The organism is Paenibacillus sp. QJM3NY_38 (assembly GCF_056173265.1).
The window spans coordinates 2,307,128-2,319,158 of sequence record NZ_CM149665.1; the positions used below are offsets into that span (position 1 = coordinate 2,307,128).

The 12,031-nt window shown below is 46.9% G+C and carries 11 protein-coding genes; 10 read left to right on the plus strand and 1 reads right to left on the minus strand.

Annotation, left to right across the window (positions count from 1 at the left end; genetic code table 11):
• The first annotated feature begins 71 nt into the window (after positions 1–71).
• The 5 genes from AC0VZ8_RS10165 (at position 72) to arsC (ending at position 6,235) form a co-directional block, all read left to right on the plus strand.
• Positions 72–1,478, plus strand: a complete 1,407-nt coding sequence (locus AC0VZ8_RS10165) for an FAD-dependent oxidoreductase (protein WP_475486759.1) — start codon at positions 72–74, stop codon at positions 1,476–1,478.
• A gap of 18 nt (positions 1,479–1,496) precedes the next feature.
• Positions 1,497–3,827, plus strand: coding sequence for a bifunctional glutamate--cysteine ligase GshA/glutathione synthetase GshB (gene gshAB, locus AC0VZ8_RS10170; RefSeq protein ID WP_071223718.1), 2,331 nt, complete (start codon positions 1,497–1,499; stop codon positions 3,825–3,827).
• A gap of 212 nt (positions 3,828–4,039) precedes the next feature.
• A complete protein-coding gene (locus AC0VZ8_RS10175) occupies positions 4,040–4,354 on the plus strand; it encodes an ArsR/SmtB family transcription factor (RefSeq protein WP_201259458.1) in 315 nt (104 codons plus the stop codon).
• Between the two features lie 138 nt (positions 4,355–4,492).
• Complete coding sequence (locus AC0VZ8_RS10180) at positions 4,493–5,788, plus strand: arsenic transporter (protein ID WP_071223720.1); 1,296 nt, start codon at positions 4,493–4,495, stop codon at positions 5,786–5,788.
• 27 nt (positions 5,789–5,815) lie between these two features.
• The gene (gene arsC / locus AC0VZ8_RS10185) at positions 5,816–6,235 is read left to right on the plus strand and encodes an arsenate reductase (thioredoxin) (protein ID WP_071223721.1); all 420 of its coding nucleotides are present in this window, start codon (positions 5,816–5,818) and stop codon (positions 6,233–6,235) included.
• A 61-nt stretch (positions 6,236–6,296) separates the two neighbouring features.
• On the opposite strand, the gene pdxR is transcribed toward arsC, so the two are convergent.
• Complete coding sequence (gene pdxR, locus AC0VZ8_RS10190; RefSeq protein ID WP_071223722.1) at positions 6,297–7,733, minus strand: MocR-like pyridoxine biosynthesis transcription factor PdxR; 1,437 nt, start codon at positions 7,731–7,733, stop codon at positions 6,297–6,299.
• A 260-nt stretch (positions 7,734–7,993) separates the two neighbouring features.
• Between pdxR and AC0VZ8_RS10195 the strand changes: the two genes are divergently transcribed.
• From AC0VZ8_RS10195 to AC0VZ8_RS10215, 5 genes are all read left to right on the plus strand, one after another.
• On the plus strand, positions 7,994–8,452 hold the full coding sequence (locus AC0VZ8_RS10195; RefSeq protein ID WP_475486760.1) for a hypothetical protein: 459 nt from the start codon (positions 7,994–7,996) through the stop codon (positions 8,450–8,452).
• A gap of 14 nt (positions 8,453–8,466) precedes the next feature.
• On the plus strand, positions 8,467–9,081 hold the full coding sequence (locus tag AC0VZ8_RS10200; protein ID WP_071223724.1) for a DUF1349 domain-containing protein: 615 nt from the start codon (positions 8,467–8,469) through the stop codon (positions 9,079–9,081).
• Between the two features lie 208 nt (positions 9,082–9,289).
• Positions 9,290–10,180, plus strand: a complete 891-nt coding sequence (locus AC0VZ8_RS10205; RefSeq protein ID WP_475486761.1) for an alpha/beta hydrolase fold domain-containing protein — start codon at positions 9,290–9,292, stop codon at positions 10,178–10,180.
• Positions 10,181–10,346: 166 nt separating this feature from the next.
• Positions 10,347–10,568 carry a hypothetical protein gene (locus AC0VZ8_RS10210; RefSeq protein ID WP_235613268.1) on the plus strand — a complete coding sequence of 74 codons (222 nt, stop codon included), beginning with the start codon at positions 10,347–10,349 and terminating at the stop codon, positions 10,566–10,568.
• Between the two features lie 431 nt (positions 10,569–10,999).
• A complete protein-coding gene (locus AC0VZ8_RS10215) occupies positions 11,000–11,974 on the plus strand; it encodes a Gfo/Idh/MocA family protein (protein WP_475486762.1) in 975 nt (324 codons plus the stop codon).
• Positions 11,975–12,031: the final 57 nt, after the last annotated feature.

Below are 12,031 nucleotides of genomic sequence, written 5' to 3' on the forward strand. Positions count from 1 at the left end.
AACAGATTTCTTCTTTATTTAGTCAATAAATCAAAAAAAATTGATAAATAGAAATGCAGGAGGATTTATGTATGAAAAACATTGAATTTAAGGTAGCTCCAACATCTTGCTGTACACCCCTGGTAACAACTAAAACTAAAGAAACGGTCAAGGAGGAGCATGCTTCCTACAACAATAATCTGCCGGTCGCGATTATCGGTGCCGGTCCGATTGGCTTGGCAGCCGCAGCGCACTTGGCGGAGAGAGGACAAAAATTCATCCTTTTTGAAGCCGGGCCCAGCATTGGTCAAAACATCCTGCAATGGGGACATGTACGTCTTTTTTCACCATGGAAGTATAACCTCGATAAAGCCGCTGAGCGTCTTTTACGCAATCAAGGGTGGAAGCCTCCCGTTCTAACGGATTTGCCTCTTGGTCAAGAGTTGGTTCATCAGTATTTGGAGCCTGTGGCAAAATTGCCTGAACTAGAGCCTTACATTAGGTTGAATTCCAAAGTCATCTCCATAACGAAGAAGAACATTGATAAAATGAAATCCGCAAATCGGGAAGCTGCGCCGTTTGTACTATATGTTGAAACAAGCGTCTCCACCGAGCGGTTTGAAGCACGGGCGGTGATCGATGCCTCCGGGACTTGGGGTCATTCGAATCCGCTGCATGCAGACGGGATATGGACACGTGAAGAGCGTGATCTGAAAGATCGCATTTATTATGGAATTCCGGATTTATCAGGAGAACAAAGGCAGAAGTATACAGGGAAACGTGTAGCAGTTGTAGGAGGCGGGCATTCGGCGATCAACACATTACTGGATCTAGCCAAGCTTAAAGAGACGGATTCGGATACGGAAATCATTTGGGTGATGAGAAAGAAATCGGTGGAAGAAGCTTACGGTGGGGAAGAGAATGACCAATTAGAGGCACGAGGAGCACTTGGAAGCCACATTCACCAGCTGATTGATGCCGGCCAAATCCAAGTGGTTACTCCATTCATGATCGAAGGGCTTTCCAAAAACGATGGAAGAATGACAATCAAGGGGAATGTAAATGGCGAAACTAAGGATATCCAAGAAATCGACGAAATGATCGTAAATACAGGAAGCCGACCGGATTTCTCATTCTTGAGTGAGATTAGACTTAGCATTGATCCTGCTACGGAGAGTGTTGAAGCGCTTGCGCCCCTAATCGATCCCAACGTGCACAGCTGCGGAACCGTAAGACCCCATGGCGAAAAAGAGCTGCGTCATGTAGACAAGAACTTTTATCTCGTTGGAATGAAAAGTTATGGCCGGGCACCAACCTTCCTTATGGCAACAGGCTACGAACAGGTTAGATCCATTGCGGCATATCTCGATGGAGATATGGAATCCGCGCTAAAAGTTGAATTAGAGCTGCCCGAGACCGGCGTGTGTGGAATTAGCAGTGCTCCGAATGCCAACGATTGTTGTATGCCTGCTGCCTCATCTACTTCGGAATGCAATTAATATGAAGGGGTCATATACATGATGAATTTATTGAATCGTGAACTTATACAGGTTGTAATAGACCATACACTTCAAAAGGATCTACTTCGGGGTCATTTCGGTTTAGAAAAAGAAAATGTACGGGTCGATCAAGATGGAAAACTTGCATTGACACCCCATCCAGAAGCCTTTGGGAATAAGACGGATAACCCTTATATTCAAACTGATTTTTCAGAGAGTCAAATCGAGCTAATAACCCCCGCGTTTGAGTCGATTGAAGAGACTTATCATTTCATGGAAGCCTTGCAAGACATTGTTTCTGTGGAATTAGAAGGGGAATATTTGTGGCCAAGCAGCAATCCTCCTATGCTGCCCGAAGAGAAAGAAATTCCTATTGCCAACATGAGCGATCCCATTGCGGACGATTATCGAAGTGAACTGGCGGATAAGTATGGTCGTAAAAGACAGTTGTTAAGCGGAATTCATTATAATTTCTCGTTTGATGAGAAATTTCTTACAAAACTATATAATACCCAGGTGCTGCACAAAGACTTTAAGGAGTTCAAAGATGCAATTTACTTTAAAGTAGCCCGTAACTTGATGAGGTACCGTTGGCTGCTTATTTATTTAACAGGGGCAAGTCCTGTTTTTGACAATACCTATATTGAGCAATGTGTTAAATTAGCGAATACCCATGACAATAAAAGTTATTATTTTCCGATCATGAACTCACTTCGGAATAGTATGTGCGGCTATCGGAATGAAAAATCGTATTATGTTTCTTTTAATTCGGCCAAAGAGTACGTTCATGACTTAAACAGGCTGATTCAACAGAATGAATTACTGAGCGTAAAGGAATTTTACAGCCCCGTTCGCTTAAAAACCGCTAAGGGGATCAACCCCTGCCAGGAGCTTGTGGAAGATGGGGTAGCATACTTAGAGCTTCGATTTATGGATATCAATCCACTTCACAAGATTGGAATAAGTAAAGAAATCATGCACTTTATACATTTGTTTATTCTCTTTATGCTGCTTAAAGTAGATGAATCCTTCCATGAGGAAGATCAAAGGATAGCTGAAGAAAACCAAGATCAGGTGATTATGGAAGGTATTAAAGGTTATTTAAACGAGCCGGAGTATAGTCAGTTCACGATGGAGGAAATGGCACTTGCTGTTATCGATGAAATGAAGGATATGGTGCAGCTTTTGTTTCCTAAAAATGAGGATTTTCAGCACATTCTGGACGATGAAAAGCAAAAGATTCTTCATACGGAGCTGAATGTTGCATCCAGGGTGAAGTCTGACATTCAAAAATCATCCTATCTGACATACCATTTGGAAAAGGCGAAAAAATATGCCCAGGACAGTATGCAAAACGGATACCGTTTTGCAGGGTATGAGGATCTCGAATTATCAACCCAACTGCTCTTAAAGGCAGCGGTTAAACGCGGCATACGCTTTACGTGGATGGATCGGGACGAGAATTTTGTATTACTTTCAAAAGGTAATCATCAAGAGTATGTGAAGCAAGCTACGAAAACTTCATTGGACTCCTATAGTACGGTGTTAATGATGGAAAATAAGGTGGTTACGAAAAAAGTTCTCAAACAACATGGAATTCGTGTACCGTCAGGAGAAGCATTTCAGAGCTTGGATGAAGCAATGTCCACCTATGAAACCTATCGCGGTAATCCCATAGTGATAAAGCCCAAATCAACCAATTTTGGGTTGGGCATTACGATCTTCAATCAAGATTATTCGAGAGAGGATATGGAAAAAGCGTTTGAAATCGCATTTACTCACGATCAAACGGTTCTTCTTGAGGAATTTATGACAGGAAAAGAATATCGCTTTCTGGTCATGGGTGATCAAGTTGTAGGGGTCCTGCATCGTGTGCCTGCAAATGTCGTCGGTGACGGTGTTCACACGATCGAACAGCTTGTTCATGAGAAAAATAAAGACCCACTTCGAGGTAAAGGGTATAAGACTCCCCTTGAGAAAATTCAGTTAGGGGAAGCAGAAGCGATGTTTTTGAAAAATCATGCTATGAGTTGGAACGATATCCCCCAACAAGGGGAGGTTATCTATCTAAGAGAAAATTCGAACATTAGCACGGGTGGAGACAGTATCGATTTTACGGATGAAATGCCAAATAGCTATAAGGAACTTGCCGTTCAATCAGCTAAAGCTGCAGGAGCGGTCCTATGTGGTGTGGATATGATGATTGATTCTTTAGAGGAAGAAGCCACCGATACCAATTACAGCATTATTGAAATCAACTTCAATCCAGCGATCCATATCCACTGTTATCCTTACATCGGAAAAAATAGAAAGGCAGATGAAAAAATTCTGGATTTATTGTTTGGTTAGTTTCGATTAGGGCGATGTAAGTTGATTCCATCGGGAAATGTGTCGCAGGAAACCAGGATGCACGCTGGTGTTTTTGAATGAGAAATTATTGGGAGTTGAGTCTACACACTTGAAATCAAGTGCGCTTTCGATTAGTATATAAGCATTAAGTTATATGGTTATGCTTCTGTCGAAGTGATCTATCAAGAAAGGAGTGAGCCTTATTGGAGCAAATGTACGAAATGGCCGAGAAACTCAAATTGCTTGGAGATAAAACTAGGCTTACCATGTTGACGCTCCTTAAGGAAAGAGAATGGTGCGTTTGCGAGTTTGTCGATATTTTTGATATGTCGCAGCCTGCTATCAGCCAGCACCTAAGAAAGCTTAAGTCTCAAGGGATCGTGACTGAAGCCAGACGAGGCCAATGGGTTTATTATTCACTGCATGTTGCGGATAAGCCATATATCCAAGCGGTGTTGAATGAGATGCCAAGCTCTCAAGAAATACTGTCATCCTTAAATAGGGAAATTAAGTGTGCTTGTGATTAATCATGCTAATAGGGATATTTAGCATAAAATTGAGGGATGTAAACGATTATCTCTGCTCATCATATAAGAATATAGTTATATATTGATTCTTGAAAAAACATTTATTCTAGTTCAGTGTGTAATTGGAGGGTTTGAACATTGGTTTCTGTTGTTCTGTCTAGCATCATTTTTCTGGTCACATTAGTTTTTGTCATTTGGCAGCCTAAAAATCTATCCATTGGATGGTCGGCATGCGGGGGGGCAGTATCGGCACTGCTCGTTGGAGTAGTCGACTTTCAGGATGTATGGGATGTCACTCAGATCGTATGGAATGCAACGCTCGCCTTTGTCGCGATTATTATCATTTCATTGATCTTGGATAAGATCGGTTTATTCGAGTGGGCTGCCTTACATATGGCGAATGCTGCTCGAGGAAACGGGATCCGGATGTTTGTATACGTATCCGTTCTTGGAGCTGTTGTCGCCGCTTTTTTCGCAAACGACGGTGCGGCTCTGATCTTAACTCCGATTGTGCTGGCTATGGTCCGAGCGCTGAATTTCGACGAAAAGAAGGTATTCCCCTTTATCATCGCAAGCGGCTTTATTGCGGACACGACCTCTCTTCCGCTTGTGGTCAGCAACCTGGTGAATATCGTATCGGCCGATTTCTTCGGAATTACGTTTACCGAATATGCGAGTCGTATGTTGGTTCCCAATCTGTTCTCTTTAGCAGCGAGTGTCCTGGTGCTGTATCTGTTTTTCCGCAAAAGCATTCCACGAAAGTTTGACGACACCCAGCTTAAGCATCCATCAACGGCAATTCAAGACCCTGCCATGTTCCGTTTATCCTGGATCGTGTTGAGTGTGCTCCTTATCGGTTACTTTGTGTGTGAATTTGTTGGTATTCCGGTATCGATCGTAGCTGGCGTGATTGCGATTTTCTTCCTCCTGATGGCAAGAAAAAGTCCGGCTGTGCAAACAAAGGAAGTACTCCAAGGTGCTCCTTGGGCCATCGTGTTTTTCTCCATCGGCATGTATGTGGTCGTATATAGCTTACGTAACGCGGGTCTTACGGATCTTCTGGCCAGTGTCATTCAGAGCATAGCGGACCAGGGACTGTTTGCGGCAACGATGGGGATGGGATTTATCGCTGCGATAATTTCCTCCATCATGAACAATATGCCAACGGTGATGATTGATGCACTCGCCATCGATGCGACAAACACGTCGGCTGCTATCAAAGAGGCATTAATTTATGCGAATGTTATTGGCGCCGATTTAGGTCCCAAAATCACGCCGATCGGTTCGCTGGCTACCCTTCTGTGGCTGCATGTCCTTTCGACCAAAGGCGTGAAGATCAGCTGGGGAACCTACTTTAAGACAGGGATCATATTAACCATCCCAACGTTATTTATAACCCTCCTAGGTTTATATATCTGGTTGACCATACTTTAATTCAAACGATAGGGGAGAGACACAAATATGGAAAAAAAGACACTTTATTTCTTGTGCACAGGCAACTCTTGCCGCAGCCAAATGGCGGAGGGATGGGCCAAGCAGCATCTGGGTGATGATTGGAATGTATACAGCGCCGGCATTGAAGCACACGGCCTGAACCCTAATGCTGTGAAAGCGATGAATGAGGTAGGTATTGATATTTCGAAACAAACGTCCGATGTCATTGATCCGGCATTGCTAAATCAAGCCGACCTAGTGGTCACCTTATGCGGTGATGCTGCCGATCGTTGTCCAGTGACACCTCCGCATGTTCGCCGCGAGCATTGGGGATTTGACGATCCTGCCAAGGCACAGGGCACCGATGAAGAAAAATGGGCTGTTTTTCAGCGTGTTCGCGATCAAATCGGCGAGCGTATTCAAACATTCGCTGAAACCGGCGAGTAATATAACAGGATTTTGAGCCGGGAGCTTTCCCGGCTTTTTTCCATGAAGGCTCTTTGAAGGCCTATTGAATCACGGAGCGCAGAGCTTGAGCGAACTTGGATATTCCGAATGGGATATCCTCAGCTCTGGCACGGCCGTATGTGAATCGCACATATCCGGAAGCTGAACCGTACACGCTTCCCGGCGCGAAAATAACGCCATTGTGAATGGAGGTTTCCAGCAGCTTGCTGTCATTCACTTCCGGTACGATTTTGCACCAGAGATGCAAGCCGCCCTCCGGTACATGAAAATGAACCAGGCCTTGCAGTTCTTTCTGAAGGGCCTCTATCAGTAAATCCCGCTTATATAGCAGGCTCGCTCTCAGCCTGTCCAGGTGGGGAGCAAAATAGGATGAGTTGAGAAAGTGACCGGCCAGGCTTTGGGGCACCACGCTCAGTCCGAAATCCATTTGCTGCCTGGCGTCTGCGAGCCGCTCCACAACCGTGTTCGGGGCAACCATCCAGCCTACTCGGAGGCCGGATGCAGCTATTTTCGAAAGTGACCCGATGTACAGCACCGACCCGACGGAATCGACGGATTTCAAAGGGGCAGGCGGCGGACATTCGTAGGCGGTTAAACTGTAGGGGTCATCCTCCACGATGGGGAGCCCGAGTTCACTTGCAACATCAAGCAGCTGCGACCTTCGTTCTTGGGCCATCACGGTGCCTGTCGGGTTCTGATAATTCGGATTAATGAAGATCATCTTAATCCGGTGTTTCTTGTACAGAGAGCGAAGGTCCTCCGGCTGTACCCCTCGTTCATCAACAGGGAGCCTGAACAATCGAAGTCCCGCGGATTGAAACATAGGCAGGGAGTAGCAATACGACGGGTCCTCAATAGCCACTGCATCACCAGGTGACAACAAGCACTGCGTGATGAGATACAGCGATTGCTGAGATCCTGACGTGATCAATATGGACGATTCGGTTGTATGGATTCCACGATACTTTTTTAGATATGTAACCAACGCTTCTCGGAGTGGACCATATCCTTGCGGATTATCATAACCGAGATAGGACGTGTTCGGTTTTTGACTCATCAATGTATTCATTTCTTTGATCGGCGCCAAATCGCCCGCAAGCTCTCCGCTGGCAAAATCAATCAAAGAGGGATCATGCGTCAACGCTTCCCGAATTCGACGGAGAAAAGGGAGGTTAGGCAGGAAGTTCCCTCCCTCCGCATAGCGGTGCCAGTTCGGCGTATGCTTGGGCGTGGCTCCCCATTTGGAGTTGCTGACCCGTGTTCCGCTTCCGGAACGGCTCTCTATAATTCCAAGCGCCCGAAGCTCCGAGTATGCCAGAACCACGGTACTTCGATTAACCCCTAACAACTCTGCGAGTTTTCGTTCGGATGGGAGTAAGCTGTCTGGTGGAAACTCACCATAAGATATTCTTTGCTCCAGATTATCAGCGATTTGCTGATATAGAGGTTGTGTGCTGTTACGATCCGGCTTCCACATCTTCCTCATCCTTTCGCGACATATTCAGGAAGTTCCTGTCCGTAATCTTAATCATAGCATTATGTACAAATTAAGGGTTTTCATAATTTCATCATTACGATGACAATCTTGTCCGCGCTTGAAGCGAGTGACACTTCATCGGGAAACCCGTTAAAAAAGTATCCTAAGCCGGACTTATCGTCCGGCTTATTTGACTTCAAGCGAAATGAGACTACACTTAAAAGTAGCAGAATGCTGCCATGCGAGCGAGGGGGACGTATATGAACCAGGAACGAAACGATTCCAGCGGTGAGCTGCTCCTAAGCACACATACCCCGGAACAGTGGAGGCGGAGAAGACAGGAGCTAAACGAATGGATCAGCAGACCCAAGGTGCGTCAACAGCCTAAACGGACCCGGTTATTCGGTAATGCCCCTGTCGATGAGCAGTTATATCCGATATTGATCCTGCTGCAGCAAGCGGGATTGGTAACCGAGTTTTCCTGCGCCGGTGTAAGCCCTCTAGAACCCGTTGATCATTCCCTTTACGCCTACCTTACTTTTTTCTCGAACGGGCCTGCAGAGCGGTTCGCTGACATTCTTCTGGGGAACATGAGGCATCGCGCGCTGATTACCTATGAGCCTGCCCGTAACCGCTATGACGTGTCGTCGTTTTTTATCGGACATAACCGTTCCTTCTGCCTGCTTCTGCAGCACAGTGCGGATCAGTTACTAATATAAGGAGTCGTGGTCGAATGACGAGAAGAATCATGGATTGGGATTCAGGCGAATGGACAACCAAACCGGTATCCGTTACAAAGGAAGGGTTGCATCTGAAGGTAGAGTCGAGAGAAGGCAGTGACTATTGGGAGAAAACCTTGTACGGTTTTCAACGCGACAGCGGGCATTCACTGCTTACCTTATGGGATCAGGATGCGGCCATGGAGGTCACTTTTGAATTGGATTCCTTTACAGAACTTTACGATCAGGCTGGGATTATGCTTATGAACGCTCCGGGACAGTGGATCAAAGCAGGGATCGAGATTAATGACGGAATCCCGCAGCTTGCCACGGTCGTCACAGATGGATATTCGGATTGGTCGCTCGCGCCGGTGCCGGAGTGGGTTGGCGAGCGTGTCACGATCCGTGCCTCGAGGCTGAATGATGCAGTTATCATCAGGGCAAGAACCGGCAAGCATCCTTGGCGAACCGTTCGTGTTGCCCCATTCCCCGCCGGGACTGAAAGTCAGGCCGGACCTTTTGTTTGCTCGCCGACCCGTACCGGACTGAACGTAACATTCACGCATTGGGTGAGGACTGAACCGGATAGCGACATTCATGTAGACCCGCCTATTGAAGCTGAAGTGTAGGAACATGTGCGGGTTTTGGTCAGATCAAGGAGCTGGAATAGCGATAAAGAGACTTCACCTGTATGTCGTGACAGAGTGAGGTCTCTTTTATATGCCGGCCTCTGTATCAATTGCCACAGCGCCCACGGCGCGCGCGGTGATATATTGAAGCTGTGACCTACTTAACCTGTCATGTATTGATAACGTCCAGCAAAGGGGATTAAACCATATGCCGAGTAAAGAAAGCATGGCTATAAAAGAGCTGCTGACCGCTGAGGGATTTAATCTAAAATGGGAGAATGCCGGAACGATTCAGCAATATATCGAAGCACTGCCTTCTTATCCTGCACTTTCACAGGAACAGGAGGGGTTTGAAACCCGCTGTTTCCAGAGTGAATCCGGAATGAGTATGAATTATTATGTATCGCATGGTGCGTTGGAACAGGGAACCGTCATATATTTGCACGGCGGAGCTTATATCGAGGAGATCCTTCCGCCCCATTTCGCTTTTGCCAAACAGTGGACGAAGCGGACCGGATTTACCGTAATCACACCCAATTATCCTACGGTCCCAGCTATTGATGCGAAGAAGCTGACGGGGCTGATGCGCGAATTTTACAAGTACGTCTTCGCTTTGGTTAAGAGTCCGGTATTTCTAATGGGCGATTCGGCCGGCGGTGCGCTGGCGCTCGATATGGCCCAATCGGTCAAAGAATCGCCACTTACGCCAAAAGGATTAATTCTGCTCTCGCCTTGGGCGGATGCAGCCACGGACAATCCGCTGATTGCCGGTCTTAATATACCGCGCCGTGACATCTTTCTGCAGCCGGCCGGGCTGGGCGAGGTAGGAAGGATGTATGGGGGAAGCCTTCTCCTGGACGACCCAGCAGTAAGTCCATTGTTTGGCGAGATGAGAGGCCTGCCCCGTACGGTCATTCTCGTCGGAACCGATGATTGCCTTCTGCCGGACGCCCGTCGGCTGCAGGACAAAATGGTCCGTGAAGGTGTTGATACCGAATACTGGGAATACGAGAATATGATGCATGTGAGGCCCCTGTTCCCTATGCCTGAAGCCGAAGACGCATTGGAACGGATGTTTCAATGGGTTGCGTCGAATTGAGGGAGAATAGTGGATGGTGACTGACCATCCAATTGGATGGTCACAACTGCCGTGCAATTGGATGGTGTGCATTAGCCGATTGTTCATTATAATGAGGCAGAAATGACCATTTCATGGTGAAATAGATTGATCCTGAAGCCTCAGCTTCTATAATAGAATGTATATAATGAATATCGAATGGGGTTGTTTGTGGTTGGTTATGTATATTATCGTCATCGCACTGGCATTAATTGGAGGAGTTTCGACGCTTCTTGTAGGTTTATCCCAGGAGAATAAGAAGGCAAATCCGAATTACGAGCGGAAAACGAGGACCAACCTCACGAAGCTGCTCATCATTTATGTGGTATCATTGATTGCATTTATTGTAATATGGATGATCTTTAAATAACTGAACAGGTTGTTTCCAGTACTATGTACGGGAAGCAGCCTTTTTTATTAGGGCAAAGGCCCAGGCGGATGTCCAATGGTCGCGATCGAATACGGTCATCACGGCGAAGGCGAATTTTAAATCAGCGGAAACGGAGATTTCCGGGTTCCATACCCGCACACATGATCCTGATCTTTCAGCGCCGGTCGCAGACATCCTCTATTATAGAGTTGAATCAAGAAGCAAGGGGTGAAGAAGTTGGAGCCTATGTGTTATTCATGATTATCATTGGAACTCAGGGCCATTTGATGTAATCTGGAGACATCAGCTCCACGGAGATCGTCACAAAGCCTACATCCCTGAGGCTGGTTGTAATTGCTGCAGGATTTATGTATCAATGGCGGAGAAGAAAGCCATAGCGTCTCTAATCGAAGGGGAGGTCATAGGATTACATGACACTACGAATTGGAATCATTGGCACAGGCTGGTTTAGCAAGGTCCACGCAGATATTTTATCCAACATGGACGGAGTGGACGTAACGGCTTTTGTCGGGACAAGTTTGGAGAAAGCGGCACAAGCGGTTCGAGGCTATGCTGCGGCCAAGGCTTATGGCAACGTTGAGCAAATGCTGGATGAAACCAAGCCCGATGCGGTTTACATCTGCGTTCCGCCGTTTGCGCATGGCGAGATCGAATTACAGCTCGTGCAGAGGGGCATTCCTTTTCTGGTTGAGAAGCCGCTGGGTACTAACCTTGATACGCCAAGGCAGATTCTGCATGAGGTGAAGAAGGCCGGTTTGATTACGTCCGCCGGGTATCATTTCCGTTATTCGGATGCAGCCATCAAGGCTGCCGAGCTGCTGGAAGGCCGGAAGATCGGGATGGCGCTTGGCTACTGGATGGGGGACATGCCGCAGGTGGCCTGGTGGAGACAGCAGGAAGGCTCCGGGGGACAATTCATCGAGCAAACCACCCATATGGTTGATCTGCTTCGCTGCCTGCTGGGTGAAGCCGATGAAGTGTATGCGGCTTTTGCCCATAGAGCCATGCAGGACATTCATGAGGGAGTAACGGTACACGACGTGGGTACCGCGACGCTGAAATTAAGGAGCGGGGCGGTGGCAACGATATCCAATACCTGCATGCTGCCGGAGTCGGATAAGGTTGGCCTGGATATCTATACGGAGCAGGGGGTCATCGGCATTCAATCCGATAAACTCATCGTCAAGGATAAAGGAAGAATGACGGAAATCCGCAATGCAGCTAATCCTTATCTTCGAGAGAGTGAAGCTTTCATCCATGCGCTGCGCACAGGCGATGCTTCCAGAATCTTATCGACCTATGAGGATGCCGTCAAAACGATGGAAGTGACCTATGCTGCTTTGCGGTCAGCCGAAACGGGAGTACCGGTAAAGGTTGGGGAATGATCATCAACCCCTCACCGCGGTCTGTCTGAAATAGTACGTCGATCGACGTTGTTCTTA